At 55.6% G+C, this 26545-nt stretch carries 25 protein-coding genes and 2 pseudogenes; 9 read left to right on the forward strand and 18 right to left on the reverse strand.

The window, feature by feature from the left end:
* The first annotated feature begins 241 nt into the window (after nucleotides 1-241).
* The 4 genes from cynS (at nucleotide 242) to grxC (ending at nucleotide 2054) form a co-directional block, all read left to right on the forward strand.
* The gene (gene cynS / locus CAF73_RS05025; protein WP_075944500.1) at nucleotides 242-709 is read left to right on the forward strand and encodes a cyanase; all 468 of its coding nucleotides are present in this window, start codon (nucleotides 242-244) and stop codon (nucleotides 707-709) included.
* 103 nt (nucleotides 710-812) lie between these two features.
* On the forward strand, nucleotides 813-1061 hold the full coding sequence (locus tag CAF73_RS05030) for a DUF2790 domain-containing protein (RefSeq protein WP_075944499.1): 249 nt from the start codon (nucleotides 813-815) through the stop codon (nucleotides 1059-1061).
* A 36-nt stretch (nucleotides 1062-1097) separates the two neighbouring features.
* Nucleotides 1098-1760: a carbonic anhydrase gene (locus CAF73_RS05035; RefSeq protein WP_085702112.1), complete on the forward strand. Its 663-nt coding sequence runs from the start codon at nucleotides 1098-1100 to the stop codon at nucleotides 1758-1760.
* 30 nt (nucleotides 1761-1790) lie between these two features.
* Nucleotides 1791-2054, forward strand: a complete 264-nt coding sequence (grxC, locus tag CAF73_RS05040; RefSeq protein ID WP_085702113.1) for a glutaredoxin 3 — start codon at nucleotides 1791-1793, stop codon at nucleotides 2052-2054.
* Here grxC and CAF73_RS05045 read toward each other — a convergent pair.
* The 8 genes from CAF73_RS05045 to gorA form a co-directional block, all read right to left on the reverse strand.
* Nucleotides 2032-4143, reverse strand: coding sequence for a pyridoxamine 5'-phosphate oxidase family protein (locus CAF73_RS05045; protein ID WP_371918957.1), 2112 nt, complete (start codon nucleotides 4141-4143; stop codon nucleotides 2032-2034). The two genes, grxC and CAF73_RS05045, sit on opposite strands and share 23 nt — an antisense overlap.
* A gap of 250 nt (nucleotides 4144-4393) precedes the next feature.
* Nucleotides 4394-4939, reverse strand: a complete 546-nt coding sequence (locus CAF73_RS05050) for a cysteine hydrolase family protein (RefSeq protein WP_085702114.1) — start codon at nucleotides 4937-4939, stop codon at nucleotides 4394-4396.
* A gap of 44 nt (nucleotides 4940-4983) precedes the next feature.
* Complete coding sequence (locus CAF73_RS05055; protein WP_075944494.1) at nucleotides 4984-5607, reverse strand: DJ-1/PfpI family protein; 624 nt, start codon at nucleotides 5605-5607, stop codon at nucleotides 4984-4986.
* A 158-nt stretch (nucleotides 5608-5765) separates the two neighbouring features.
* Nucleotides 5766-6677 (reverse strand): LysR family transcriptional regulator, encoded by a 912-nt coding sequence (locus tag CAF73_RS05060; protein WP_075944493.1) that lies wholly within the window; start codon nucleotides 6675-6677, stop codon nucleotides 5766-5768.
* Complete coding sequence (locus CAF73_RS05065; protein WP_075944492.1) at nucleotides 6677-7597, reverse strand: LysR substrate-binding domain-containing protein; 921 nt, start codon at nucleotides 7595-7597, stop codon at nucleotides 6677-6679. The genes CAF73_RS05060 and CAF73_RS05065 overlap by 1 nt, the downstream gene beginning before the upstream one ends.
* A gap of 205 nt (nucleotides 7598-7802) precedes the next feature.
* Nucleotides 7803-8429, reverse strand: a complete 627-nt coding sequence (locus tag CAF73_RS05070) for a glutathione S-transferase family protein (protein ID WP_085702115.1) — start codon at nucleotides 8427-8429, stop codon at nucleotides 7803-7805.
* A gap of 142 nt (nucleotides 8430-8571) precedes the next feature.
* A complete protein-coding gene (gene cynR / locus CAF73_RS05075) occupies nucleotides 8572-9456 on the reverse strand; it encodes a transcriptional regulator CynR (RefSeq protein ID WP_075944490.1) in 885 nt (294 codons plus the stop codon).
* A 326-nt stretch (nucleotides 9457-9782) separates the two neighbouring features.
* Nucleotides 9783-11144, reverse strand: a complete 1362-nt coding sequence (gene gorA, locus CAF73_RS05080; RefSeq protein WP_085702116.1) for a glutathione-disulfide reductase — start codon at nucleotides 11142-11144, stop codon at nucleotides 9783-9785.
* Between the two features lie 578 nt (nucleotides 11145-11722).
* On the opposite strand from gorA, the pseudogene CAF73_RS05090 reads away from it, so the two are divergent.
* Nucleotides 11723-12006: pseudogene (locus CAF73_RS05090) on the forward strand (glutamate-5-semialdehyde dehydrogenase); the annotation flags it as partial.
* A gap of 77 nt (nucleotides 12007-12083) precedes the next feature.
* Here the strand turns inward: CAF73_RS05090 and CAF73_RS05095 are convergent.
* From CAF73_RS05095 to CAF73_RS05105, 3 genes are all read right to left on the reverse strand, one after another.
* Nucleotides 12084-12341 (reverse strand): DUF2790 domain-containing protein, encoded by a 258-nt coding sequence (locus CAF73_RS05095; RefSeq protein ID WP_083659280.1) that lies wholly within the window; start codon nucleotides 12339-12341, stop codon nucleotides 12084-12086.
* Nucleotides 12338-12913, reverse strand: coding sequence for a reactive chlorine resistance membrane protein RclC (gene rclC, locus CAF73_RS05100; RefSeq protein WP_085702117.1), 576 nt, complete (start codon nucleotides 12911-12913; stop codon nucleotides 12338-12340). Before rclC ends, CAF73_RS05095 begins: the two co-directional genes overlap by 4 nt.
* A 174-nt stretch (nucleotides 12914-13087) precedes the next feature.
* Nucleotides 13088-13429: a carboxymuconolactone decarboxylase family protein gene (locus CAF73_RS05105; RefSeq protein ID WP_075944486.1), complete on the reverse strand. Its 342-nt coding sequence runs from the start codon at nucleotides 13427-13429 to the stop codon at nucleotides 13088-13090.
* Between the two features lie 111 nt (nucleotides 13430-13540).
* Between CAF73_RS05105 and CAF73_RS05110 the strand changes: the two genes are divergently transcribed.
* On the forward strand, nucleotides 13541-14437 hold the full coding sequence (locus CAF73_RS05110) for an AraC family transcriptional regulator (protein WP_085702118.1): 897 nt from the start codon (nucleotides 13541-13543) through the stop codon (nucleotides 14435-14437).
* Nucleotides 14438-14804: 367 nt separating this feature from the next.
* Here the strand turns inward: CAF73_RS05110 and CAF73_RS30415 are convergent, their stop codons facing one another.
* From CAF73_RS30415 to CAF73_RS05120, 3 genes are read right to left on the reverse strand one after another with little or no spacing between them, the layout of a single operon-like run.
* The gene (locus CAF73_RS30415) at nucleotides 14805-15119 is read right to left on the reverse strand and encodes a P-loop NTPase fold protein (protein ID WP_342671323.1); all 315 of its coding nucleotides are present in this window, start codon (nucleotides 15117-15119) and stop codon (nucleotides 14805-14807) included.
* Nucleotides 15086-15223 carry a hypothetical protein gene (locus tag CAF73_RS30420; protein WP_231977881.1) on the reverse strand — a complete coding sequence of 46 codons (138 nt, stop codon included), beginning with the start codon at nucleotides 15221-15223 and terminating at the stop codon, nucleotides 15086-15088. The genes CAF73_RS30415 and CAF73_RS30420 overlap by 34 nt, the downstream gene beginning before the upstream one ends.
* 3 nt (nucleotides 15224-15226) lie before the next feature.
* The gene (locus tag CAF73_RS05120; RefSeq protein ID WP_371918958.1) at nucleotides 15227-16165 is read right to left on the reverse strand and encodes a DNA-binding protein; all 939 of its coding nucleotides are present in this window, start codon (nucleotides 16163-16165) and stop codon (nucleotides 15227-15229) included.
* A gap of 77 nt (nucleotides 16166-16242) precedes the next feature.
* On the opposite strand from CAF73_RS05120, the pseudogene CAF73_RS05125 reads away from it, so the two are divergent.
* Nucleotides 16243-17472: pseudogene (locus CAF73_RS05125) on the forward strand (site-specific integrase).
* On the opposite strand, the gene CAF73_RS05130 reads toward CAF73_RS05125, so the two are convergent.
* Complete coding sequence (locus CAF73_RS05130) at nucleotides 17446-17730, reverse strand: helix-turn-helix domain-containing protein (protein WP_085702119.1); 285 nt, start codon at nucleotides 17728-17730, stop codon at nucleotides 17446-17448. The pseudogene CAF73_RS05125 and the gene CAF73_RS05130 sit on opposite strands and share 27 nt — an antisense overlap.
* A 95-nt stretch (nucleotides 17731-17825) precedes the next feature.
* On the opposite strand from CAF73_RS05130, the gene CAF73_RS05135 reads away from it, so the two are divergent.
* Nucleotides 17826-18266 carry a hypothetical protein gene (locus CAF73_RS05135; RefSeq protein WP_139834808.1) on the forward strand — a complete coding sequence of 147 codons (441 nt, stop codon included), beginning with the start codon at nucleotides 17826-17828 and terminating at the stop codon, nucleotides 18264-18266.
* A 130-nt stretch (nucleotides 18267-18396) separates the two neighbouring features.
* On the opposite strand, the gene CAF73_RS29615 is transcribed toward CAF73_RS05135, so the two are convergent.
* From CAF73_RS29615 to CAF73_RS05150, 3 genes are read right to left on the reverse strand one after another with little or no spacing between them, the layout of a single operon-like run.
* Nucleotides 18397-19416, reverse strand: coding sequence for a TniQ family protein (locus CAF73_RS29615; protein ID WP_139834809.1), 1020 nt, complete (start codon nucleotides 19414-19416; stop codon nucleotides 18397-18399).
* Nucleotides 19416-20276: a TniB family NTP-binding protein gene (locus tag CAF73_RS05145; protein WP_085702122.1), complete on the reverse strand. Its 861-nt coding sequence runs from the start codon at nucleotides 20274-20276 to the stop codon at nucleotides 19416-19418. The genes CAF73_RS29615 and CAF73_RS05145 overlap by 1 nt, the downstream gene beginning before the upstream one ends.
* 5 nt (nucleotides 20277-20281) lie before the next feature.
* Nucleotides 20282-22099 (reverse strand): Mu transposase C-terminal domain-containing protein, encoded by a 1818-nt coding sequence (locus tag CAF73_RS05150; protein WP_085702123.1) that lies wholly within the window; start codon nucleotides 22097-22099, stop codon nucleotides 20282-20284.
* Between the two features lie 1137 nt (nucleotides 22100-23236).
* Between CAF73_RS05150 and CAF73_RS05155 the strand changes: the two genes are divergently transcribed.
* Nucleotides 23237-26461: an autotransporter domain-containing protein gene (locus CAF73_RS05155; RefSeq protein WP_085702124.1), complete on the forward strand. Its 3225-nt coding sequence runs from the start codon at nucleotides 23237-23239 to the stop codon at nucleotides 26459-26461.
* The last annotated feature ends 84 nt before the right edge of the window (nucleotides 26462-26545 follow it).

Raw genomic sequence — 26545 nt, forward strand, 5'->3', positions numbered from 1 at the left:
TTCGGGTCCGATGAGTGCGTGGTGACGCTTTCCTCAGCCACGTCAATCCGAACCGGGTAGCCGTTGAAGGTCAACGGTAGCGTTTCTGAGTCTTCAACGTTTGTGAGCACTCCGGGATGCACCTATAGGTAGGACTTATGCGATGGATTGTTTATCGGTCTTGGACGCTATTGATCGAATGGCAGAAGATTGCTTCACACCCAAGCAACAGCAACCGAGCCAGCCGGACAGGAGAAACACCATGCAACAGTCCCACGCTTACAACGACACCAGCCTCGAACTGACCGCGAAAATACTCGACGCCAAGGCGCGCAAGAATCTGTCCTTCGAACAAGTGACTGAAGGCACCGGCCTCGGCCTCGCTTACGTCACCGCCGCCCTCCTCGGCCAGCACCCGCTGCCTGAAGCCGCTGCCAAAGTGATCGGTGAAAAACTGGAGCTGGATGCCGATTCGGTGGCCCGCCTGCAAATCATCCCGCTGCGTGGCAGCCTCAATGGTGTCCCGACCGACCCGACCATCTACCGTTTTTACGAAATGATCCAGATCTACGGCACCACGTTGAAAGCCCTGGTTCACGAACAGTTCGGCGACGGCATTATCAGCGCAATCAACTTCAAGCTCGACATGAAGAAAGTCGAAGACCCTGAAGGCGGCCACCGCGCAGTGATCACTCTCGACGGCAAGTTCCTGCCACTGCGTCCTTTCTAAGGATGCAACCACAGCTGTAAATCGGCCCGCAGCCTTGCGGGCCTGCTTCAAAAAACGACTAAGCCCTTTCGATCAATCACCACATTTGAATGGAGGATTCATCATGAGAAAAATTCTGTCGCTGGCCCTGTCTCTGACCGCTTCGCTGTCGGCCTACGCCCAGCCAGCCGTGGTCGCACCCGAGGCCGTTCCATTTGCGTACGGCATGCATCTGGATATCGCCAAGGTCGTCAATATCACGTCGGCGGCGGATGTCTGCGGCCCGACACCGGTGCAAATGACCTACCGCGATTCCCATGGTGAAACCCATGTTCTGGAATACAGCGTGATCGGCAGCGGTTGCACCAACTGATCGTTCCCCACACACCACTTATTGAAGGCACACACCATGAAAGCGCTCATCGAAGGATTCTTGAAGTTCCAGAAAGAAGCATTCCCACAACGCACTGACCTGTTCAAACACCTGGCCACCACACAACATCCAGGCACGTTATTCATTACCTGTTCCGACAGCCGGGTTGTTCCGGAACTGCTGACGCAGCAAGAGCCAGGCGAGCTGTTCGTGATCCGTAACGCTGGCAACATCGTGCCGTCCTACAGCCCGCATCCCGGTGGTGTGTCTGCCACTGTCGAATACGCTGTCGCCGTACTGGGCGTGACCGATATCGTGATCTGCGGCCATTCCGATTGCGGTGCCATGACCGCTGTCGCCAAGTGCAAATGCATGGATCACCTGCCTGCGGTCGCCGGCTGGTTGCAACATGCCGAGTCGGCGAAAGTCATCAACGAATCGCGTCCTCACACCAGTGAAGCCGCCAAAGTCAGTTCCATGGTGCGTGAAAACGTCATCGCCCAACTGGCCAACATTCAGACTCATCCAAGCGTGCGCCTGGCTCAGGAAAAAGGTCAGGTGAATCTGCATGGCTGGGTCTACGACATCGGGACCGGTTCAATCGACGCCCTGGACGCCGACAACAAGACGTTCAAGTCTCTGGTCAAGCATCCGAACACCGTTGCCGTTCATGCCCGTCCAGCCAAAGCTGTTGCCTGAATCAGCCTGTCATTTTCAGGAGTACTGAACATGCTGGAAGTCACTATGTACACCACCACGACATGCCCCTACTGCCGCAAGGCCAAGCGCTTGCTAGACGGCAAAGGGATTGCGTACAAAGAAATCGATGTGCGCCCGCTCGGCGTGAAGAACGAAATGGTCAGCCGAAGCGGTCGCCGTACGGTCCCGCAGATTTTCTTCGGCAATAGGCTCGTTGGTGGCTTCGATGACCTGGCTCAACTTGAAAGCGAAGGCGGCATCGACGTGGTACTCAGCCCGCGCATGGCGGGATGAGTACGGATGACGCCAAATCACAAATCCAGCACCAGGGGGGCTCGCCCTCCTTGGCTTGCGCTGGCACCGCACAGCAAATCAGTACCTCCCCTTCGGCCGGCATCTCAGCCGGCAGGTTCAGATAATGCACTTGACCATTGACCAATCGGGTCCGGCATGTACCGCAGGATCCGCCCCGGCAACTGAAGTCCGGGTTCAGGCCACGGCTCTCGGCCAGTTCCAGTAAACTCCCGCCACCCGGCTCCCAACGAGCTTCCTTCGCCGACGCCGAAAACAGCACTTTGACCGGGCTGCTTGCCGCGGGTACCTGCTCGACCGCCGGGGTTAGATGATCCCGTTGGCGAACCAGAGTCGAAGGGCCGAAAGTCTCCGCGTGAATACGATCATCGCCAATACGCAACTGACGCAGGCCGTCGTACAGCGCCTGGGTAAAAGCACCAGGGCCACACAGGTAAAAATCGTAATCGTCCAGGGGCAGCAATGCCTTGAGCAGCTCGACATCCACCCGCCCCGCCACCTCAAAATCCTCACCAACGCGAGCGTGAGTTTCCGGCTGACTGAGCAGACGCAGCGCATGAATTTTATTCTTGGCACGGGTCGCCAGTTCGTACAGCTCATCGCGAAACCCGAGTTCACCCAGGCTGCGCGCACTTTGGATGAACCAGGTCGGTCGAGTGCGACGGATACGTTCGCCTTCATAAATCACTTCACGCAGCATCGACAGCAGTGGGGTCACGCCCACGCCCGCGGCCAGCAAAACCAACGGTCGATATTCATCGGCTTGCACCGTGAAACGCCCTTGAGGGGCACGGGCTTCAACCAGATCACCCACCTGAACGCGGTCGTGCAGATGCGACGAGATGAGTCCGTCACGCTTGACGCTGATGCGGAAAAAACTGTCCGACGGCGCACTCGACAGGCTGTAGGTTCTGACCAGAGGCGCCTGTCCTTCAGCAAGGCAAAAGCGCACCGGCAGATGTTGGCCCGCCTCGAACCGCGGTACGCCCGCGCCATCGGCCGGTTCAAAATAGAAGGAGCGAATGGAGCTGCTCTCGTCAACGATCCGCGTCACCCTCAGCGGTCGCCATTGATCGCGCAGGTTATCGGCTTGCAATCGGCCCTCAGCTTGCTCCCAACTGCCAGTCATCAGGCTGTTAGGCGAAAAACCATCAAACCGCCAACGGAGAGCCAACACAGCCTGACGTCGAACCACCTGCTCCACGGTCAGCGTCCAGAGCCGCTCAGCCCCCTGAAAGGCGGCAATCTCCGGTCCCTCGAGAATGATCTCGGTACGCCCGCTGACTTGCAGCATGTCGCCTGTTTCAAAATCGATGAACACCAGCCCCGCGCGCGGGTTGAGCAGGAAATTACCCAAGGTGTTGAAGTGCAGGTTGCCGGCGAAATCGGGAATCGTCAGCACGTTGCCTTCGATCCTGACGAAACCTGAATTGCCACCCCGGTGAGAAACGTCCACCGAGCGCCGGGATGCATCGTCATCCAGGTCGACATAGCTGGCGATGAAAAAGGTATCGGCCTTGGTGATGGCCGCCTTCGCGGCTTCATCCAGTTCGCTGAGACATTCGGCCGCAACATTTGCTGAGGCTTGGCCAAGGCTGACCGGCTCAACGCCTCGCAACTGAATGTATTGCGGGCAGTTGCCGAAAGCGTGCACCACAGAAACGGCAAAACCGCCTGACGAGGCGGTGCTGATGTTACCGTTCATGCGATTGCGCCTTCGGCTCTTCAGGTCAATACCCAGCAGTCCCACCGCAGCGCCCTGCTTAAGGGCTGCCCTGACCGGATCACCCTCGGCAGGCAGGCTGTCGAGTTGCAGCATTCGCGGATCGGGTGAATGGATGAAGCCAGGGGGGCCTTCGACCAACGTGGCCCAAGGCATCCCTTGTTCATCGACCGCGCCCACCACCAGGTAAGGCAACTGGTTGTAAAACAATCGATGCTGATCAGGCATGAAGTCACGTACGACCTTGCGCCCGAATATCTCCATTTGATCGGCGACACCGACGCTTTCCTGCAACTCACGCTCACCCGCATGCCAAGAGGATGCTCCTGGCGCGTCCGACTGATTCATGATCACCTCTACGCATTCGTGAACAGGTGCCCTTCACCCGCCGCCCGGCGAGGAATGGTTGAATCCCGGTACCGGGGGCTAATTCGCAGTTGCCGGGAATCATCAACTCTGTGCTTTACAGCCTCATGAAGCGTTCCGATTCTTCCAGAAAAATGGCGACTTTCTGCCCGTTGGGTGTTGGCCAGTAGTAATCGACAGCATTGGAAAGACTGAACATTGGGTCACCCTTTTCGCCAGCAGAATCGAAACCCTAGGCCACATACTCGTCAGTGCTCAGCACTTCGGCGTACCCGAACTTTAAGGCGGCCATGAACGCCGCATGCACCAGAAGCGCAGGAACCTTGACGTTGTTGAATTCCAGATCGTGGGTCGTACAGGCATCGTGAATAACGGTCGTCTCAAACCCGAAATCGTCAGACGCGCGGGTGACTGCATCGATGCACATGTGGCTCATGTTGCCGACCACGGTGACCCGTTCAATCTCGTTGTGCTCAAGCACTTCGAGCAATTGAGTTTCGCGGTACGGGTTCATGAAGTGTTTGACGATGACCAACTCGTCCCCAAGATTGCGCACATTCTCGTGCAATTGCGCGCCGTCGGAGCCTGGAACAAAAAACGGTGCATTAGGGGCTAAAGTCTCGTGACGGATATGGATGACCAAGTCACCCCGCTCACGTGCTGCTCCAATCACACGAGCCGCATTGTCAGCAGCCGCGTCAGTAGCATTGAGTTCCCATTTGCCGCCGGAAAAATAGTCGTTCTGAATATCAACGACGATGAGTGCTGTGTTAGTCATACGGTTACCTTGGTAAAAAGTCGATCAGGAGTGGGTTGATCATTTCAGGGCACTTGCGGCGTGTCATACCAATCACGGTCGGGGGTGGCGAAGCGCATTTTCTTGCGGATAAAAGCGGCGTTTTCGACGCTGGTTATTTTTTCCAGCAGTACGAATGCAACTTCGGTGGCAGTCCCCGGCCCGCTTGAAGTGATGATCTGGTCATCGACAACCACCGGGCGATCGACAAAGCGTGCACCGGTTTCCAACAGTTGGTTTTTCCGCTTGCCGCCCTCTTGGTGGTAGGTCGTGGCGTTCCTGTCACGCAGCACGCCGGCCACGCCCAGGCACACGGAAGACACGCAAACGCTGGCAACGGGTTTACCGGCTTCGACGAAATGCCGGATGGTCGCCAGGAAGGGTTCGCTCAAGGCTTCCTCGTAAAAACCCGACGGTTCAAAACCACCCGGCAGTGCCAGGGCATCGAAGCTGCTCACGTCCAGATCGCTCAATAAAAAACTCGGATTGAGCATGAGACCGAAGGTGGTCACGATCTTTCTGCGAAGGCCGGCGTTGACCAGTTCCACAGGGTGATCACCCAGCAGGTTGGCCCAGCCAAGCACATCGGTAAAAGCGGCCATTTCCAGGGGCTCTACACCGTTGGCCAGTAACATAAGCACGCGTTTCATCGGTCATGAACCTCTGCTGTGCAGCATGGAAGAGCGTGTGCTTATGCTCCGCCTTAACTGCCGTACAAAGAACGACCACAAAATACAATCCACTATTTCGCTCACTGAAATACCCGATGGGCATCTGTATCAGTGCAAGTTGCGTGCGCTGCACACGCTTAATCAGCATCCGGCTGCATCGCCGGATGTTCGCGCAGGCCTTCGACGATGTGGTCAACGAAGCTGCGTACCCGCATCGAGGCCTTGCGCCCCTCGCGGTACACCACATGCACCGGCAGCGCCGGTAATTCAAAGGGCTGTAATACACGGCGTAATCGCCCAGTATTCAAATACTCGTACAACGGATAGCTCAGGCAGCGGGTAATACCGGCGCCATGTGCGGCCGCATCGATGGCCGCCTGCACTGTCGCGCAACTGATCCGTGTCCGGGCTTTCAAGTGATTGACCTCACCGTTGTGGTGAAAGCCCCACTGGACCCTGTCTCGATAAGCATGGGTGGCGACCAGGCGATGATCTCGCAGATCCTCCGGTACGCCGGGCTCACCGTGAGTAGCCAAATAAGCAGGGCTGCTGCAGACCATCGCGCGCACATGGCCTACCTGTCGTGCGATCAATGACGAACTGGGCAGATGCCCGACCAGCACAGCCACATCGATGCCCTCTTCGTTCATGTTCGGAAAACGATCATGGTATTGCGCAAAAACCTTTACCTCGGGGTACAGATTCATGTAGTCCGAGAGAATCGAGGTCATGACGTAACGGCTGAACAGCAAAGGCATCAGCACCTTGAGATTGCCTTTGGCCTGAACGTGCAAGCCCTTGGCCGAAGCCTCCGCGTCTTCGATGGCCTCGATAATGCGTGAACAATCGGCCATGAAGCCGGCACCGGCCTCAGTCAGCGATACCCCGCGGGTACTTCGAAGTAACAGCTGCACGCCAAGACGTTCCTCCAGCCGTGCAATGGCGCGCACGACCGTAGGTCCTGACACGTTCAAACGACGGGCCGCAGCAGCCAGGCTGGGTCGCTCCGATAATGCTTCGAACATCAGCATTTCATGGTAGCGATCCATCAGTTGGAACCCCTCACCACAGCCTTGAGCGCCGAATCCTTTGCGAGTCTATCCGCGAGAAAATCCACGAAGGTATGAACCTTCGCCGCAATTCTGGCGCTCTTGAGGTAGACCACTTGAATGGGCAACGCAGGCGGTTCGAAATCCTCCAGCACCAACTCCAGTTCACCAGCTGCCACCTGATTGGCCACCTGGTAGGACAACACCCGTGTGACGCCCCAGCCCAGGCTGGCGATATTGATCGCAGCCTGATTGGCAGTAACCACCAATCGCGGTTCGAATCGAAAGCTCAGTGCGTTGCCGTCGTTGACGAATTGCCAGTCACTCAGCAAGTGACTGGCCGAAGACATGACGATGTTGGCGGTACTGAGTTCACCGGGATGACGCGGCCTGCCGTTGCGCTCGAAATAATCGGGCGTACCGCAGATCACCTGGCGTACCTCGCCGACTTTGATTGCGTGCTGATTTGACTCATGCAAATGGCCAATGCGTATGGCCACATCGATACCCTCATCAGCCATATTCACGACGCGATCCACCAGCAAGGCATTGATGTGCACCGAAGGAAACTGATCCACGTAGTCGGCCAGCAGCGGAGCGATGAACAACTCGCCAAATAGCACCGACGCGGTCACGGTCAAATGCCCGCACGGTATCGAGTAACTGCCGGCGGCTGCTTCCTCCGCCTCGTCGATATCACTGAGGATACGCCGACAATCCTCAAGATAGCGTTGACCCGCTTCGGTGAGGTGCAGGCTGCGAGTGGTTCGAGAAAGGAGCTGTGTGCCGATGCGCTCTTCCATCGCGGCGATGGCACGGGTCACGCTGGGGGGAGAAATGTTAAACCGGCGAGCGGCCGCGGCAAAACCTTCTTCCTCGGCTACTGCCATGAATATCTGCATTTCTTGAAAACGATCCATAGACGACCTTGTCTTTATGAGAGAACCGCAAGGAGTCTGGCCGCTTAAGCGGTAAGACCTGGTTGCCAGTATCGTCGGCCAAAGCAACTTTCGCACGCGCCGTCGGGCTGGCTGCATGTACGCAAAGTAATCCTGAGGGATATGCGCAACCCGTGAAAAGCAGCTTGCCGGAAGTATTCTCCCGGCAAGCGCTTTGAGGATCGAATCAAGCCGTCTGCAGGCCTACCGCGGTACGTTGCATGCCAACGAAGTTTGGCAATGCTTCGATGCTGCTCAGCCAGGCACGGACATTCGGGTAGTCAGTCAGCGCCACGTTACCTTCGGGAGCGTGAGCCACGTACGTGTAGGCGGCAACATCGGCCACGGTCGGCTTGTCACCGGCCAGGAATTTGCTTTGACCCAGCCCATCTTCCATGACTTTAAGCAGGGCGTGAGAACGTTTGATCGCTTCTTCTGGGTCATAACCGGCACCAAAGACGGTAATCAATCGCGCGGTGGCAGGGCCCGAACTGATTTGACCGGCGGCTACTGACAACCAGCGTTGAACCTTGCCCAGCGCTACCGGATCGGTCGGCAGCCATTGGCCGTTGCCATATTTGGCGGCCAGGTAAACCACGATGCCGTTGGAGTCGGCCAGTACGGTGCCGTTGTCATCGATCACCGGTACTTGTCCAAAACTGTTGATCGCCAGGAACTCGGGGGTTTTGTGTGCGCCCTTCATCAAGTCCACAAAGACCAGTTCTGTCGGCAGGCCGAGCAGGGACAGCATCAATTCAACCCGATGAGAGTGGCCGGACAATGGGTGACGATAAAGTTTGATCGCTTGGGACATGACGTACTCCGATTGTTTTTGAGTTCGACCCGGTCATCGCGTCGATGGAGCTATCTTCCCCTGCCCTCCCAAACTGAGGAATGACCAGCAATTACAATCCAGCATTTCACGGGAAGTAATAATCAGCACTCTTGCATCGAGTCTACTGACCCACTGACACGCCTACCATCAAGTCCATGAAGGCCACTGACGCCGCGCTGTGGTAGTTGTTCTTGCGTCGCAGCAACGAGGCGCCCCGTTGCGGTCCCTTATCCAGCAACGCGATCTTGCGCAGGGCGCGGTCCTGGGTAGCGATGGGTTCCGGAAGAATGGTGGCGACCGCCGTGTGCCGAATCACTTCCAGCAAGGTATTGACCGAGTTGACCTCGATCACCACTTGGGGAGTGATCTGCGTCTTGACGAAATACTCATCGATGCATACGCGGGTGGCGAAGTCCGGCGTCAGCAGTGCGAATTGCAGTTGCGCCACCTGCTCGGCGGTCAACGGCGTCCTGCAGTCGTACAACGGGTGATCGCGTCCCACCATCAAACCCAGGGTTTCGGTATAGGCCGGGATCGTTTCGATGTCGGCGTTTCTCACATCATCGAACGCAATGGCGATATCCAGCGAATCATCCGCCAGGCCGGTTTCGATATCGTCCATCGACAACTCGAAGATTTCCAGATGGATGTTGGGATAGAGGGCCATGTAGTCGCGCATCAAAGGCCCGACCAGATACGCCATGAACGTCGGCGTCATGGCCAGGCGCAGGGTGCCGCGCGACAGGTCCTTTACATCGTGCAGCGCCCGCTTGCCGGCCGCAAGTTCCACCAGCACGCGACGCGCGCATTCGATGTAAGCCTGCCCCGCATCGGTCGGTTTGACGGTACGCGAGGTTCGGTCGAACAGCACGACACCCAGGGTTTCTTCCAGTTGCCGGATCTGTTGCGACAGGGTCGGCTGGGAAACATGCAGCGCCTCTGCAGCGCGGGTGAAGCCGCCGTTATCGGCGACGGCCAACAAATAGCGCAAATGGCGCAGCAGCATAAGAACTCTCCTCTATAGGCACTGCTTATGCGCTGCATTGTATAGCGGAGTGGACTGTTATTGATTAACTGCAGACAGGTTGGCCCCTGTAGGAGCTATCGAGTGAAACGAGGCGGCGATCCTTTGATCTTGTTTTAAAAACAAAATCAAAAGATCGCCGCCTGCGGCAGCTCCTACAGGGCCAATACTTGCTCGACCTCCGGGTCATCGACAGGTGAGCGCAAGCTGGTGCCAGATGCAGGTCGACGAGCTCAGCTCCTTCGTGACGAGATAAGTGGACTTCATAGCAAGACTGTTAGTAAAAGTCGTGAGTTGGTTGCCTGCCATCATCTGCCGGATACAGGCGGACGTAGGGTCACGAACTCTTCTGCCGAGGTCGGGTGGATGCCGATGGTTTCATCGAACAGGCGCTTGGTAGCACCGGCCTTAAGCGCGATGGCCAGCCCCTGGATGATGTCGCCGGCGTCGGGGCCGACCATGTGGGCGCCCAGCACACGATCCGTCTGGGCGTCCACCACCAGTTTCATTAGCGTCTGCTCGGACGATTCTGTGAGCGTCAGCTTCATCGGCTTGAACCGGCTCTCGAAAATCAGCACTTTGTGGCCATGCTCCAGCGCCTGTTCCTCCGTCAGCCCAACGGTGCCGATGTTGGGCTGGCTGAACACCGCGGTGGGAATGTGGCGGTAATTCACCGGGCGATAGTCTTCGGGTTTGAACAGGCGACGCGCGACCGCCATGCCTTCCGCCGTGGCGACCGGGGTCAATTGCACCCGGCCAATCACATCGCCCAATGCCAGAATCGATGGTTCGCGGGTTTCAAAGTTGTCGTTGACGTCGATGAAACCCTTGTCATTGAGTACGACGCGGGTGTTTTCCAGGCCCAGATTGTCGAGCATGGCGCGGCGGCCAGTGGCGTAGAAAATGCTGTCGGTCTCCAGTTGACGACCGTCGTTAAGCGTCGCCAGTAAACTGCCGTCTGCTTGTTTGTCGATCTGCACGATATCGGTGTTGAACTGCAATTGCAGACCCCGTTTAGTCAGCTCTTGCACCAGGTGCATACGAACCGATTTGTCAAATCCGCGCAGGAATAGCTCACCGCGATACAGTAGGCTGGTGTCGGCACCCAGTCCATTGAAGATGCCGGCAAATTCGACGGCGATGTAACCACCGCCAACCACCAATACTCGCTTGGGCAGTTGTTTCAGAAAGAATGCTTCATTCGAAGTGATTGCGTGCTCATGACCTGGAATATCCGGGATCTGTGGCCATCCGCCGGTGGCAATCAGAATGTGCTCAGCGCTATAACGTTGGCCGTTGATTTCAACGTGATGGGCATCGGCCAGCCGTGCATGGCCTTCGAGCAAGGTCACGCTGCTGTTGATCAGCAAATTGCGGTAAATCCCGTTGAGTCGTTCGATCTCGCGATTCTTATTAGAGATCAATTTTTCCCAGTTGAATTGCGCCTTGCCGGCCGTCCAACCAAAGCCCTCGGCCTGTTCGAAGTCGTCAGCGAAATGCGAGCCGTAGACCAGCAGTTTCTTTGGCACACAACCGACGTTGACGCATGTGCCACCGAGGTAGCGACTCTCGGCTACCGCTACTTTCGCGCCGAACGCGGCGGCAAAACGCGCTGCCCGCACACCGCCGGAACCTGCACCAACTACAAATAAATCAAAATCGTAGGTCATCTCAATTCTCTGCAAGGCACACAACACATGAACTGTTGATTGTCGTTAAAGGGGAGGAAAGCGAAGTTTCAATGCACGCAAAAACGTCGCGCGTGGTGTCAAGAGCGAAGTATCGTTCTGATACTTACTGGATCGGTGCGTAACAGGGGCCGCTCTGGACTCGCTAGCCAGCGCTCCCATCAATTGGGGCAGCAGAAAGCCACCTTCGTATTCGGTATCGGCCATGGCTGGGGCGTCCAACCAGCGGTTACCGTCGCAGGAATGAGCGACATCAATCATGTGAAAACTCCCTGGATGGACACTGCATTAACCCGAAATGAGTCAATTGCTTCTGAATTAAGTCTCCCCATCTATGGACAATTAGAGAACCAGCAGGGATGTCATGACTTAATTGTGCTGGGTGAAATAATCTAGCGAGGCGTTGTCATAAGGCCCGAACATCAGCGTCTTATGCGAGGTCATTGATATTCAAAAAAGTCCAAGCCTGCAAAACGCTTTCTGAACGCATCGCGCCGCCAGTCAGTTGGGCAGCATCGCGCAACAGGCCGGCACCGCCGTCAGCCTGCACGGCATTGGTGGCGCTTGGTCGGTTCAATCGCTACAGCCCGCAGTTCGCCGTATCGCTGATCAGCGACGATGCCGCGACGAAGGAGCGCGCTTCTACAACGCCGTCAACGCGCCTTTTGTTGGCAACGGCATCACCCGTCGGGTTGATGGTTAAAACGCGCTCAACAAGCCGGAACTGGGTTTGTCGAACTGGAAGAGCGGACATTTGCTTGCGCGCAGTACGATTCTCTCGGGTGATGACCTGTTCACCATTCGCAGCCACATGACCCAGGTCGATCTGGGCGTCAAAAGCTGAGACCGTCGCTTCCAGCGACCATCCACTATGAGGTCGCTGGAAGGAAACGGAGGCCTATCGTGTGTTGCCAGGGACGCTTAGCCACCGCTGCACGCCGTTCCCCAGACTTGATACGTTACGGTGTGACGCTGTCCATGTGAATCGTCATACGTCAGCTCCACGGGGACGATTCCGCATGCATTACTGACATCGGTAATGCTAATGGTTTTGGCAATATCCAAGGGAACCCCGGGACGTGCGACCTCCTCGGTCGGTTCTGCCAGGATGCTGCTGGATACGATGGCAAACGCCAGAGCAACCGCGGGTTTCAATATGTTTTCCGATAAGCGATTCATGCGCGACTTTCTCGCAGCAGATGACGAGCGGAGTCGGCCATCACAGTGAGAGAGCCTGCCAGCATCAATACGTCTTTAAGCACCAGACGACCGCCACCGGACAGGTAGGGAAAACCGTGCTGAGCGTCGCCTAGGGCACCCACCCAGGCTTCGGGCGTGGTGATCAGAAAGCTCAAAGTCACCAGCGGCGTACCGAAGGCCAACGCACCACCGAGCAAGCCGGTGCGTCGTGAGATCGGGTTGGATAGAACCAACAGCCCAATCAGAAGTTCGACAATGCCCAGACCGGTCGAGAATCCGTAGGTGTTGTTACCTGTCTGCCAGGCGCGCTTCTCGACGTTCAGTTCACCTTCATGTGTCAGGTGAGCGTTGTACTCTTGCGGGTGTTCGTAGAAGAACGACATGAAGGGGCTGTTGGCGACAAACGGCGTGATGCTATCGGCCTCGTATGGGACGAATTTTAGTGCGCCAATCCACAGGAAAACGATGCCGATGGCCAGTCGCATGAGCGAAGCGCCAAAGGTATCCACTTTGCTGAGGAACCGTAACCAGGTTGTAAATGAGGTGAGCATGGGACTTCTCCAGAACATTGAATGTGGAGCTAGTCTGCTGGTTTGGAGACCGGTGCTTTTGTTCGTCATGCTCAAGTTGTTGCTTGATCGTCTCAACGTGACCTTAACGTTTCAATGACGTAAAAAAGCCTCGGCTCTTTGTAGTGCCGAGGCTGCGGTGGACGCGATGTCAGACTAGTTTTTCAGCGTATCAAACGCTTCGAGCGTGCGTAGCGAATAGATGTACGCAGCACCCGCGTTCATCGAGATAGCCGTGGCCAGGGTCGCCGCCACCTCTTCGCGGCTCGCGCCTGCCTTGATCGCTGCGTTCGTATGTGCGGCGATACAACCATCGCAACGAGTAGTGACAGCGACGGCGATCGAGATCAACTCGCGTGTCCTGACATCCAGCACATCGTTTTCGGCAGCGGCTTCACCGAGTGCCATGTAGGCTTTGACCATCTTAGGGTTGCTCTTGCCCAGTGCGCCGAAGGCTTTCTGGATAGTGGGCAATAATTCAGACCAATTATTGAACATAGCGTTAATTCCTGAACAGGTTGAGTGTACTGTTTCGACAGACTCAGTTTTCTCCAGTGGCGCGATTCAGGTTTGTTCAATCGGCTCAGCTTTTATTGCGAAAGACTCAAAATGAATTCAATCGATAAACTCATCAGCTTGGCCAACGTACGCGGCAGCCTGGATTTACGCTGCCAGTTCGAGGGGGATTGGGCGCGCGAGCATGAGCAGGAAGCCTTGGGCAAGGCGCCCTATCACATCGTGTTGGCCGGAGAGTGCCAGGTTTATTTTCCCGATGGCCAGCGTGTTCCCATGAAGACCGGGGACATTTTGTTGCTTCCACGAGGCGCGCCGCATGTCATGCACAGCACAGGCAAAACCGTAGCGCCGACCGTGCCGTACGTTAGCGAAGGTGGTGTCGTGCCGATGCATCGTATTGGCGGGGCCAGTCGCGATTTTGACATGCTCTGTGGCGGGTTTCACTTCAATCGCACGTCACTACTCTTCGCCGCGCTGCCCGAGTATCTGGTCGTCCCGCCCACCGCCAGTGGGCAGCTGCCTGCGCTGGTGGAGATGCTGCGTGGCGAAGCGGACGGCCACCAGGTCTGCTCCAGATTCATGCTCGACGCGCTATCCCAGGCGCTGTTCACCCTAATCCTGCGAGCGCACTTGGCAAGCGATGGCCAGACCGCCGGCTCATTGGCCTTGCTCAGCGATAAACGCCTCGGACGCGCCTGGCAGGCGATGCTGGCCGACCCTGCATTCGAGTGGACCGTTGAAGGGCTGGCGGAAATGGCGAGCATGTCCCGCGCAACTTTTCTGCGCGCATTTGCACGCTTGGCGGGCGCATCACCCTGGGTGCTGTTGACTCAGGTTCGCATGGAATTGGCGTTCAACTTGCTGAGCCACTCCCATCTGGGTTTGAGCGATATTGCCGTACAGGTCGGGTATCAGTCGCAGTCGGCGTTCAGCAAAAAATTTAAAGAGTTTTACGGGGAAGCGCCGGGAAAACTACGTCGTCAGAAGTAGTTTGTGGAACTGTCGCGAACCGTGACAGCGGGGTCAGAGTTTGATTCTATTCTAACAGGAGTCAACTTCTGGCCTAGCTGCGCCGCTTGGTGTGGCCGGTGAACCTCTCCTATGTGTGGCGTCGGCACCAGTCCCACAATTGTGACAAGAGCTATTAATTCCCACGAGAGCATCGCCCAACCGCAGAGTCATCAAAGAATTTTTGTAGTCCGGCCCCCTACGACCTCTCAGGAGAGACGGATCCAACATCTTGCGCTCGGACTTTGATCACTTCGGGGAGCGCGTTGGATGGCCTGCTCTTAAAAAGAAATTCTACGTGTCCTGAACAGATTTTCCCGCAAGTAGTATGCCCTCGCGGAGCCGGTTTTTACCAGACCGGTAGGTAGCGGGTCATTCCGTCCACCAACTCTGCGCTGGCATTGATCCGTTGCCCATACTGGCGCAGGACCTTGGCCAGTTTCTTGCCGTCCTTGCTTTTGTCCTTTCGCCGAATGGCACGCGAGACCTCATCGGAAAACGACGCGCTCAGTTTTTCCTGGCCAGTCCACTCCCTAGGGTTGTACTCAATGACGTCAAGCTGAGGCGTTGCGGTTAACTCCTGAATGGCCAGATTCTTGATCGAACTCTTGCCGCTGCCCCATAGCCCCGTCAGGGCAACGACCAGGCTCTTTGGTTTTTCCAGCCGACAATCGCCGCCGCTAGGTTTTTAGCAAATGTGGATCGCCCTAGTAGATCCTGCTCGGCAGCTTTGATCGGTCGGTCATTCGCGAAACCCAATTCATCCATCGCTCATTCCCTGTGTCGTGTCATGTCCAGCCGTTGAAGCGTAGGCGCCGTATGCTGAAGATGTAGCCTGGGGTGCTTACTTCGCTGACTTGGGTTCGGGCTTTTTCCTCGCGCGTGTCTTGCGTTCGCTGACCGGCGATGAGCGAGATGCACTAACTTCTGCTCCAGCGTGTCGCCACGCGCTTGCTGTGCTGCGGCGTTTTGCAGTGCTTGACCCAGCGCGGCCTGCGCACCTTCAATCTTTTGCTGCAACTGCTCAAGTTGGTTGCCTGCTTCCTTCACTTGGGGGGCATGGCTTGCTCTCTTCTCTGGCACGATCGACTTCACGATGCGCACGATCCTCGACCCCGCGCACGTAGATCTCCTGCGCGACGCGTTCCTACTCGGCCTTAAGTCGCAACTCCTGCAATTCCTGCTGCAAGGTCTGGCTTTACTGCTGCGCGTCACCGCGTTCCCGCAGCAGGTTGTCGCGCTGCTCAGGTCTTGAATCTGCGTCGCACGCTGTTCCAGCAGCAACTCCAGGTCCGCCAAGCGAGTCTCGCTCACTTGCTGGGCCGCCTGCGCAGTCGTCGCATGTTGCCGCGCTAGTGCGGCGACTTGACGCGCCTGGCCCTCCACCGCGGCGACTCGCTCGCGTTCGGCAGCCAAGACCTGACGTTCTTCGGACAACGCCTGCTCAGCAACGCCATGGGACAGATGAATCGCCTGTTGCCACAGGGCGACAAAGGCCTGCGAGACCTCCGCCGGCAACGTCAGCAGGCGAGTCTCGCCGCTCAGCCGTTCGGCCAGCCTCACCCAAGATTGAACGAGCAACCCGCCGACGCACGTCGGACTGCCGCCCCCCAGTTCCAAGCGCACACGTTCCACCGTTGGCCGCTCCCCACGGGCCAGCACCGCATCCGCGGCGGCAAACACGTCGCTTTCCGGCCCCCCTACTGCCATGGCCCGCCTCCGGCTATATTGGGTCTGATAAGGGAATGTTATCCGACGTTATTTCCGAAGACGGAAATTTCAGTCCGATGACCGTACTCAATACTACCGATCAGTTAGCGCTGGTCAACGCAACGCCGCTGGACCTGCTTTGCCTGGGGCTCAACGCCCAGGAAGCCGCAGAAGCGTTTCTCGCTGCGGGCACGGCGGCGAACACCGTACGCAGCTACCGCAGCGCCCTCGCCTACTGGTCGGCTTGGCTACAGCTGCGTTACGGCCAAGCGCTGGGGGATGCTCCGCTACCGACCACGGTCACCGTGCGCTTCGTCCTCGATCACCTGGCTCGACCACTGGCTGACCGCGGCTAGGCACACCTGTTGCCACCCAGCATCGACGCCGCCTTGGTCAAAGCCCGAATTAAAAGTAAACCCGGAGCCCTGGCCTACAACACGGTCAGCCATCGTTTGGCGGTGCTGGGCAAGCGGCATCGGCTCAACGACTGGGACAGCCCAACCGAGGCAGCGGCGCTAAAGACCTTGCTGCGCGAGGCAGGCAAGGCTCAGGTTCGTCAGGGCGTGTCAGTACGCAAAAAGACTGCCATCGTCCTTGAGCTGCTGCAGCAGCTGTTGGCCACCTGTACGGATGGCATGCGTGGCATTCGTGATTGCGCCCTGCTCTTGCTGGCCTAGAGTGGTGGTAGCCGGCGTTCGGAGGGGGTCGGCCTGCGAGTCGGCGATGTACGAAAGTTAGATGACGACACCTGGCTATACGCTTTGGGCGCAACCAAGACCGACACCGCTGGTACGCGCCGCGAGAAACCTTTACACGGGCCTGCGGCGCAGGCGCTGTCTAACTGGCTGACAGCCGCGCCTGCACAGACGGGGCCCCTGTTTCGTCGACCTTACAAGGGCGGTAAGGTTGGCAGTGCGGGCTTGTCGGCCGATCAGGTGGCACGCATCGTCCAGCGCCGAGCGAAGCTCGCGGGGCTGGACAGTGATTGGGCGGCCCACAGTTTACGCTCGGACTTCGTCACCCAGGCGGGCCGTCAGGGCGTGCCACTGGGAGAGGTCATAGCCATGACCGAGCACCGGGGTATCACCACGGTGATGGGCTATTTCCAGGCCGGCTTGTTGCTCAACAGCCGTGCCACAGAACTACTTCCCAGCCTCCGTCTGACACCGAAGCATGAGGATCCGTCAGAGACAAACCACTTGCGCGCGAGCGGTGATCACTACCTTTCGGGCACTAACGCCCCGCCGACAGCTGGGCTTCCCGCGCCAAGCAGCCCCGGGTCAGTCTTGCCAACCCAGCGAGATTAACTCATCACAAAGCCGTCCGACCAAGGCGCTCACCTCCATTTGCTCCTGCACTAAATAAGTGGCTGCCAGCAGCGTCAGGGGGTGGACTTCTAGTACCGCGGAAATGGCATCCATTTTCTCGATGGTTGGCGATTTCAAGCCGCGCTCCAGCGTACTCATGTAAGTCCGACTACTGACAACGGAGAAGTCCTCCTGGGTCTTTTTCTGACGACTGCGGATCCGTTTCAGGGCTTCGCCAAACGCGGCATTCAGTTCCATTTTCAACACCTGACAAAAGGAACGATGAAGCGCTAGCGAATACTTTAGAGCTACAATCTATAGTGTTCATTGATAGTATTGGGGGGGGGATCATTATGTTTTTCACTTTTGACCATGCAGAGGCACCAGCCGGCGCACTGGTGCAGGGCGGCCACATGTGGCGCTATGTCGAATACCTGACCGAGCGTCCATGGTTCTATGTCACGTTGCTGGAGGCAGATGAGGAGTCGCCCCGCCAGGCCGTGTATCTAATACCAATGCTGGAGGACCTGCTCGAGTTGGCCAATGCAGGTGAGCAAGGTTGGACCCTACTCCAAGTCTTTATTGTCAGCCCAGGGCACTTGAATGGAACCGGCAATTGGAAAATGAACGAGCTAGTCAGCATTTCACAGGTCTACTCAAGCGTACGTTCCAGTCTGGCTTACCGGGTCTATCCTGATGTGGTCTACTTTGAAGATGAGCTCGCACGAAGCCAGCCTTGCGCCGAACCGGAAGTTATTTTTAACCTGCGCGATTGTGATTCAATGCGGTATTAGCCTCGTCCTTGCGGTATAGGTTAGTCGCGATCATTGCGACGGTGTTCACATACTGGCCAGGCAACTGTTTCGCACAATTGTGATCGGCATAGCGGAGCGGGTAACCAAGCCCCCTGAGAATCCCACTGTATCAGCGATACAAGCGCTTCTGAATTGCCATGAATTTCTCCAACCTCGGCCAGCAACCGTGACAAAATTCCCCCAGATACTCACAAAGATAGTTGTACTCATTTGGGCTGAGAGAGCCTAAATAAATCGCGTGTTCGAGACCTACCAACGGTGGAAAATATGCATTCGCTTGTTCGCAATAACGGATAAACGGAGACATTTGCGTTTCCGGAACAACACCCAACAAAACAGCGAGGAGCATGGCACTTCCAAGTCGGCTAGCTGGGTCACTTAGCTGAGGGCCAAGATGCAAATTTTCCTGAAATGTCAATAGGCTTGAAAAGTTTTGCACGCGACGGGCATTAAAAAATAAAGTTCGTGCCACGCCACCGCTATCAGCTTGTCGTGTGGGTAAAAACAAGAATACACGATACAGCTTCTTATATAGACTATATTCAACTGCCCGCTCTCCACCCACCCCCCTACGCAACTTCAGCCAACGCTCAATTCTTGTAAGATAGAGGTGGCGGAGTTCTACATAACGCTTCCCGCCCCATTGCGTCGAAAGGTCTTGCTTATTGCAGATTTGGACGAACGCGTCCCACGCTTTCTCGCAACCAGGTCGCGCTTCAAGCCTAATCGGTTCGACCAGATGAATACTGCAAAAAACAAAGGTGTCGTAGCACCAATTTTTGCGCCAGGCTGGCAAGCGACCTGCTTGCACATCACTTCGCAGGCATTGAGGGCAAAACCAGACTCGTCGATCCCAGTCCACTAAGTCGTCTGATAGGGGCCGAAATAAGTAACGGGCACTTGCCTCTTGAATATTTAATACATGGCAGGCCTTATGAAAAAAAACGGTTTCAAAGTCAAAGTCTGGATCTTCGGTGTTGGTAATATTGCCATTCACCTTCCAATCAGGCTGTGCATGCAGTGCGGCATTAGCATAAGTACTGCAGCGCCTATGCATGCTACACCGATACGCCCAGGAGCTGAAAACCTCGTCATAAACAGGGGCGGGAAGGTTAGGGAAGATTTTCATTAGTAGCCCCATGGACTTTTAGCCGCGCACTGAAGGCAATTGATATCAATGACTTCTTGGTTTTGCTTGATCGCATAACAGGCAGCACTGCGTAAGAGTTCGATAATCTTGTCCATACGACCAGACGTGATAGCCAAGATGTTTTTCACCATTTCTGCGGAATATAAATGGGAGGGGGCCTTAAGCGGCAGTAACTCTTCAACTTCGAGTAGAAATGAACGAAAGTCTTCGCTTTCCCTCCAATCTTCTAAGGACACTTCAAAAAAACGACGCTTGAACTCATCATTAGAGGATAATGCCCGCCTTGCGGTTACAGTGCCAAAGCCGAAAATGGCCAGTCCGTATGCAGGGCCGAGCAGTTTTTTTAGAATCGACATATTTATCCGTTGTTCTTGCCGGCTGCGAAGTAGCAAATCTTGGAGTTCATCAATAACCAGCCCCCAAATCCCTCGCAACCTAATAACTTCTCCGAGTTCATTGGGTACATCCTCTTTCATGGAGGTTTTGGATTTACCATAAGCTGGGACGCCAAGGGCGGCGGCCAACTCGAATCGAAGATTTTTTTGAGCGCTGATGTGTGGATCTTCCGCCATATCTATGAAGATAAGCCCCTTACTATTTTCCACTCTATGAGGAATTTGAGAGATGATGGCGCTTTTTCCAGAGCCTCCTGGACCAATAACTAAAAGTGCTGGAGCTGTATGACGCACAGGCGCATGAACCATATTGTTCATCATCCTGAAGACCGTTTCGCTTGGCTTGTAATCTACCCACACGTCTTGCTGGAGTGCTTTTATCCGTGTGTCGATATCTTCAGAAAGAAGGCGACGTCTATCTTCGCGCAGGTGTGATCCGTCCATCCGAATTACTCCTCAGGCATGAATTTTTTGGGCGGTTTCGAATAATCAGGTGTATCCACCTTGATCGCCGGGGAGGCTTGAGAGCTAGTTTCAGGATAAGCCAGGTCGTAGACGTCGGCTGCAGCTTGTTTGCGTCTGGCACGTTTCGTTAATATACGACTCTCATCTTCAATCGCTTGCTTCTCCCGATACAGTTTTGTGGCGTCTGGGTAGTCGAGCGATCCAGGGCGAATAGCCGTATTAAAGAAGCGATGTGCACGGTATTCTTCGTAGGTAAAATCCGCGTGCGTCAGGTCAGACAGGTTGATCGGATAAAAGCGCCCCTCTATCTTTACCCAAACGCGTCGCATGGAGAAAGGGTCAAATTTCACAATAACTTTGCCGTTCCCAACAAAAGGGGTAAGCACTGGATCCCAATATATTTGACCTTTAAACTCTATGCCGCTCGGCTGAATTTTCCGCTGCTCTTCTGGCATGAAAAATAACTTAAACTGATGCGGATCTGTTATTTGTGGCGGGAAAGGACAACCTCCAATTGGAGTGTAATAATTCAACCACTTTTTACGAGGGGACATTTTCAGTTCGGCATGCACCGTAGAATGGTATAGTGCGACTTCTCTTGCAAACCACGGACAAAAGTCGGCAAAGGTCATCACGGCTTTTTTTTCGCTATTCAAATTCCTCCTTGCCACTACATTGGACATGGTGGTGCCTTTTAAGAAATGCACCTTACTGGTCATTAAGGTGCCAATCAGCCGCTCGACATGGCCGCCGTAATGTTTTGCTCCCGGGGGTCTATATTTCGGCTCAATCCCAAATCGATGACAGCCTTGCTTCAGCTTTGCGCTCTGGAATTCAGATGCATTGTCCATGTATAAAACCTTTGGAACGCCATGATATGGATAATCCTCTATATTTAAAGCAAGAAGCTTCACGAACTCATCTTTGCGTAGTACAGCATGCGTTAATGCGCAGGCTACCGAAAGTGCGGAGGGGGCATGAAGACTTAAGTAATAGCCGAGCAATACTCTGGTATTTACATCAATCAGCACCGTCAGCCAAGGTCGGCCTATGACATGGAGGCGATCATCCGACAGAAGTAACAAGTCTACTAATGTATGGTCTATTTCGACCCAATCAAGTGGACATTCAGGCTTGAATTTACCAGGGCGCGGTTGATGCTTCTGATTTGCTGCATCAGCACCAAATTTGATTCGATCACGCTCAAAATCTGTAAGTATTGATCGTACTCTTTTTGTCACTGTTCTTCTGGCAGGCACTGGAAGTCCGCGTTCGAGACAACTAATTTCAACTTCTTTCCATACCGCGCTAAAAGTAGCCGCACGGGAGGTGTATGTTTTACGAGTAGCGTTTGAAATTACAAATTCTACGGCCTCGCTCAGTAATGTACTTCCTGATTTTCTACCGCGCCTATCCAGAAGCATCGAGATCGCACCAAGCTCCTCCTGGTATCGCCTGGATATTTTATAAAGGTAGTTTTTTGTTACATTCAGTGCATGGGCTGCCTGAGTCAACGAGAGTTCGCCCCCTCTCCACCTTGTAATAACTTCAAAACGGGTAGTGGCAGCCTCTAACTCAGCGAGAGTGGCTTCCGCGGCTAGGCGGGTTAATTCAGCACTTTCAAAAACGACGTTGTCTTCGTTTGAACTTTTCAGGAACTCGATTTCGTTTAGCTCTACCTTGGCGATCTCCCCATTTTTAGAAAACATCACTTCAACAGCATTGGCGTCGATTGCTCTGTGCACAGTCGCTACCATGCCCTTGGCAACGACTTGCATACCAATTTTTATGGACACGGGCATGGCTGCACCTTAGTCGACATGAGCGATTATCTTTCTATAGAAGAAAGCCATGGAATTTCAACCTGACTTTGGGGTAATTTCCGGAAACCCATAATTTCAACAAACTTCTTATAGAAGAAAGCTCGTAAATTTCAACCTGACTTTGGGGTAAATAATGCGAGCCAATAGCACGTCGAGATTATTTGTAGAAAAAACATAACGGAGCCTCCGACCTTGTACTGACCTAACCAGCACAAACGTTGCGAGGGAGAATTTGCTAGAACGGAAAGCCCATTGTTAAAAAAAAATGTGCATTTTCGATGTTTTTTAGAGTTTATCTAGCCATGCTGGGAGAACGAACTACAGGCGATATTGATCGACAGTGCCCCTGCTCCTTGGGTGGCGAGCACAAGTCTTTCGTCATGTTCGGTGATAAATTATGAATTTTCGCATAATTGCGCATAAAACTATTTTATTAGAATCATCCACCCGAACATCACGTTGCATTGAGCGTAAAATCGATTTTTCTGTCGTTTTCCGCTCGTTTCATGTGGAGCCTGGCTCCAGCGATGCGTTTGTCCTGATGTGACGCCCTCCTCCAATCAAAAACCAATGAGCAGCAATTGGCTGCAAAATTCGCCCCACTTAGCTATCCCCTTGCTTAGCGCCCCATAATTTTGCAGTTCATCTTGCTATCGAAAAATCTGATTTGACCCGTACGCTTCTTAACCACGTTCGGTAGAGACTCGCCAATTTTTTCTCGCTTGCATCTCACAGAACCAGCGAAACCGACTGCTTTCCCGGGAGTGATTAAGCGTTCAAAAATGATAGAAAACCCATTTTTACGATTCCTTTTTATCTTTTTTAAGAAGTAATCCCATAACTATTTGGTTTTTATACAATTTTCTTTTATCTGTTTTAGCTATCGGTCACAAGAAACCTATTCGGTCAAACAAGGCGCCGCTCTGGGCGATAGTGATGTCCGGAGCATCCTTTAGAGCGGCGCTCTGCGCTTTCACCTCTTCCCCGCTGCCATTCAGATTCACGCAAGTCACCTCTAACTACGGGTTAAAGACTCATTCTGCGCAGTCGATATCGTACGAGTCGCCAGAATGGGCAGCATCGCGCGCGCTCCGCCTCTGAATCAGGTTTCTCTGCATGTATTCAACGCAAAAGCTTGTCTGCAAAACAACGGTACTGAACGGTCGGTACGTTTCATTCAGGGTTTCCAGATTTTTTGTGTTCATGGCACTCGCCATTTGCAGCCTGCTGTTTGATTCATCTTCGGCGTACGCGTTATCGGCCAGCTGCACGACGCTCAACGGTTTGAGCGGTTCGGGTAGCTTTTCTCGCTCCTTTCCTGCTGGTTCCTTTTCTGCCGGCGAGAGCGTCTCGGTCACGTTCAGTGACAACGGCGGCAACGTCGGCAACAGCAATCCGTCGTCCGCCGATAACGTGATCCTGCGCAACCCGACCACGTTCTCGCCCTATTTCGACTACCGCAGCAACACCGGCAGTGCAGGTAGTCATGCGGGCAGTGCTTCGGCTGCAAATCTGACCAACGGGCTGTTCATCAGCACCAAGGTCGGCACCTACCTGAGCACGGTGACCATCAACTGTGGTGCGGCGGTTTCCAGCGATGCCACCCTGTCGAACCTGATCCCTTCAGCCGGTACCTTGTCGCCTTCATTTTCATCGGGCACCAGTACCTACAATGTCGCGGTCGCGAGCAACGTATCTTCAATCACCTTCACGCCGACGGCCTCCGACAGTAACGCTACGATCACGATCAACGGAATGAGTGTGGGCTCGGGTGCTACATCGCCAGCAATCAGCCTGAACACGGGGTCGAACACGATCAGCGTATTGGGTACTGCCCAGGACGGGAGTACCACGCACCTGTACACCATCACGGTCACTCGGGCCGTCGCTGCGCCGGATGCGAGCAATGTCTCCGCGACCGTGGCTTCCAACAGTTCCGGCAATCCGATCACTTTGGCCCTCTCAGGCGGCACTGCGACGTCGGTTGCCGTTGCATCCGCCCCTTTACACGGGCTTGCCACCGCCAGCGGCACCTCCATCAGCTATACGCCGGCATCAGGTTACTCAGGCCCAGATAGCTTCACCTACACCGCCAGTAACTTGTCGGGCACCTCCTCCCCCGCGACGGTCACGCTAACGGTGACGGCGCCGACACTGGTGTTGACCCCGGCCGCTGGTGCGTTGCCTGCCGGTCAGGTGGGAACGGCCTACAGTCAATCATTCAGCTCGACCGGGGGCTCGGCGCCGTATAGCTATACAAGCTCCGGAGTTCCCGCAGGGCTGACTCTCGATGCAGCCAGTGGCGTTCTGAGTGGTACGCCCGCCAGTCCTGGCAGCTACAACCTCTCTGTCAGCGTGACGGATCAACATGGCGCCGTCGGCAATGCCAATTACACGCTGAGTATTGCCGGTGGGCCAGTGCCTGTGGCCAACCCGGTTTCCGCCGCCATCGCTGCCAATAGCAGCGGCAGCATTGCGCTGTCTCTGGCGGGGGGAACAGCCACGTCGGTAGCGGTTGTCACTGCACCAATGCACGGCAGTGCGATGGCCCGAGGTCTGACGATCACCTATACGCCAGTCGCCGGGTTCTCCGGGACGGACAGCTTCACCTACACCGCCAGTAATGCCTCAGGCACCTCGCCGGCAGCGACGGTCAATCTGACGATTTCAGCCCCTACCCTGATCGTTTCCCCCGCCGCCGGATCGCTGCCAGCGGCAACAATCGGTGCCCGTTACTCACAAGCATTGAGCGTAAGCGGTGGCGGCAGCCCCTATCGTTTCAGCGCCACCGGTCTGCCGTCGGGCCTGAACATCGATGCCTCCTCCGGGACAATTTCCGGCACACCTTCGGAAGCAGGCTCGGCGACCATTGCCGTGCAAATCACGGACGCCACCGGTGCGACGCTCAATGTCGCTTACAGCCTGAGCATCGGCGGCACGTTGCCAAGCGGCGCCGACCGCAGCGCATCCTTGTACGCCGGGCAGGCAGTCACCGTGAACCTGGCGGATGGCATCAGCGGCGGGCCATTCACCGGCGCGGCATTGGTGGACACGCCTTCCAAAGCCATGGGACAGACGACGCTCAGCGGGACGAGTCTGACATTTGTGGCTGCCGCACAAGCTTCAGGCGCTGCGATCATCCGTTACACCCTCAGCAATCGCTGGGGCGCGTCGCAACCCATCACCCTGACGCTGCAAGTGGCCGGACGTTCCGACCCGAGCAAAGACCAGGAAGTGATCGGCATGCTCGGCGCCCAAGCGCAAAGTGCCGCACGTTTTGCCCGCGCGCAGATCGACAACTTCAACGACCGCCTCGAACGACTGCACGACAAAGAGAACCGTCGTGGCAGCAGCTTCAACTTGCAACTCGGCTTGCCGCAATCGCGCCAGTCACGTACCGGCAATACCAGCGCCTCGGAGATGTACCAGGCGCTGTCGTCACTCAGTGGCAGCGATCGCACAGCCTCCCCACAATTGTCCGCAGCCCCCGGCTCAAACAGCGGATTGCTGGGAGATGAGAACCTGTCGTTCTGGAGTGGTGGCTACGTCAACGTCAGTGATACCCGCCGAGACGACGTGAAGCTCGACAGTACCATGGTCGGCATGAGCGCCGGCGTCGACTATCGCTTCTTTGATGCCTTCACCGCCGGCATCGGTTTCGGGTATGGCCGGGACTCCAGCGATATCGGTTCCCAAGGCAGCCACAGCAAAGGAGACTCCTTCAGCGGTGCAATCTACGGCAGTTTCCACCCGGGTCGCGTATTCATCGACGGTTTACTCGGGTACAGCAACCTGTCGTTCGACAGTCGCCGCTATGTGACCGACAACGGCGGATACGCCAAGGGCTCGCGTGATGGCGATCAGATCTTCGGCTCGCTCAGCTCGGGTTATGAATTCAGGGAAGACACCTGGCGTATCGCACCCTATGGCCGTGTCGACGTGTCATCGACGAAGCTCGATGGATTTCGCGAATCCGGCAGCGGCGCGTTCGACCTGGCATACGCGGCACAACGCATGAGCGTGTTGTCCGGAACCGGTGGTTTGCGGGGGCAATATGGCTTGTCGCTGAAGCCGACGGAACTGACGCTGCGTGGTCGCCTCGAATACAGCCACACCTTCAGCGGTGACAGCACGGCGCGCATGGGGTACGCCGACATCAGTGACGCCACCTATGGCGTATCCACCCAGGGACAAAGCGAAAACCTGATGACCGTCGCGCTGGGAGCTGACTTCTCACTGCCAGGAGGCTTGACGACAGGCGTGACCTATCAAGGGTCATACGGATTGGGGGACGACTCCAGATCTCATGCGCTGATGCTCAGACTCGGAACGCGATTCTGATATCAGGGAGCGGCGTCTCAATAGAACACTCGGCTGGTGCAGGTATCTGACAGCGTTTCCGTCATTTACGTCCATGGTTATCAC

The organism is Pseudomonas sp. B15(2017) (assembly GCF_002113215.1).
Lineage (GTDB): Bacteria > Pseudomonadota > Gammaproteobacteria > Pseudomonadales > Pseudomonadaceae > Aquipseudomonas.

Coding starts and splice junctions, on each gene's coding strand:
- CAF73_RS05105 (WP_075944486.1), bottom strand. CDS start 13,429: ATGTTCAATAATTGGTCTGAATTATTGCCCACTATCCAGAAAGCCTTC.
- cynR (WP_075944490.1), bottom strand. CDS start 9,456: ATGCTGCTGCGCCATTTGCGCTATTTGTTGGCCGTCGCCGATAACGGC.
- gorA (WP_085702116.1), bottom strand. CDS start 11,144: ATGACCTACGATTTTGATTTATTTGTAGTTGGTGCAGGTTCCGGCGGT.
- CAF73_RS05060 (WP_075944493.1), bottom strand. CDS start 6,677: ATGGATCGCTACCATGAAATGCTGATGTTCGAAGCATTATCGGAGCGA.
- CAF73_RS05095 (WP_083659280.1), bottom strand. CDS start 12,341: ATGAATCGCTTATCGGAAAACATATTGAAACCCGCGGTTGCTCTGGCG.
- CAF73_RS05050 (WP_085702114.1), bottom strand. CDS start 4,939: ATGACTAACACAGCACTCATCGTCGTTGATATTCAGAACGACTATTTT.
- CAF73_RS05030 (WP_075944499.1), top strand. CDS start 813: ATGAGAAAAATTCTGTCGCTGGCCCTGTCTCTGACCGCTTCGCTGTCG.
- CAF73_RS05150 (WP_085702123.1), bottom strand. CDS start 22,099: ATGCCCGTGTCCATAAAAATTGGTATGCAAGTCGTTGCCAAGGGCATG.
- CAF73_RS05070 (WP_085702115.1), bottom strand. CDS start 8,429: ATGTCCCAAGCGATCAAACTTTATCGTCACCCATTGTCCGGCCACTCT.
- CAF73_RS29615 (WP_139834809.1), bottom strand. CDS start 19,416: ATGAAAATCTTCCCTAACCTTCCCGCCCCTGTTTATGACGAGGTTTTC.
- CAF73_RS05055 (WP_075944494.1), bottom strand. CDS start 5,607: ATGAAACGCGTGCTTATGTTACTGGCCAACGGTGTAGAGCCCCTGGAA.
- CAF73_RS05110 (WP_085702118.1), top strand. CDS start 13,541: ATGAATTCAATCGATAAACTCATCAGCTTGGCCAACGTACGCGGCAGC.
- CAF73_RS05035 (WP_085702112.1), top strand. CDS start 1,098: ATGAAAGCGCTCATCGAAGGATTCTTGAAGTTCCAGAAAGAAGCATTC.
- CAF73_RS05130 (WP_085702119.1), bottom strand. CDS start 17,730: ATGGAACTGAATGCCGCGTTTGGCGAAGCCCTGAAACGGATCCGCAGT.
- CAF73_RS05145 (WP_085702122.1), bottom strand. CDS start 20,276: ATGGACGGATCACACCTGCGCGAAGATAGACGTCGCCTTCTTTCTGAA.
- CAF73_RS05155 (WP_085702124.1), top strand. CDS start 23,237: ATGTATTCAACGCAAAAGCTTGTCTGCAAAACAACGGTACTGAACGGT.
- CAF73_RS05045 (WP_371918957.1), bottom strand. CDS start 4,143: ATGAATCAGTCGGACGCGCCAGGAGCATCCTCTTGGCATGCGGGTGAG.
- cynS (WP_075944500.1), top strand. CDS start 242: ATGCAACAGTCCCACGCTTACAACGACACCAGCCTCGAACTGACCGCG.
- CAF73_RS05120 (WP_371918958.1), bottom strand. CDS start 16,165: ATGGCAGTAGGGGGGCCGGAAAGCGACGTGTTTGCCGCCGCGGATGCG.
- CAF73_RS05065 (WP_075944492.1), bottom strand. CDS start 7,597: ATGGATCGTTTTCAAGAAATGCAGATATTCATGGCAGTAGCCGAGGAA.
- rclC (WP_085702117.1), bottom strand. CDS start 12,913: ATGCTCACCTCATTTACAACCTGGTTACGGTTCCTCAGCAAAGTGGAT.
- grxC (WP_085702113.1), top strand. CDS start 1,791: ATGCTGGAAGTCACTATGTACACCACCACGACATGCCCCTACTGCCGC.
- CAF73_RS30420 (WP_231977881.1), bottom strand. CDS start 15,223: ATGGATGAATTGGGTTTCGCGAATGACCGACCGATCAAAGCTGCCGAG.
- CAF73_RS05135 (WP_139834808.1), top strand. CDS start 17,826: ATGTTTTTCACTTTTGACCATGCAGAGGCACCAGCCGGCGCACTGGTG.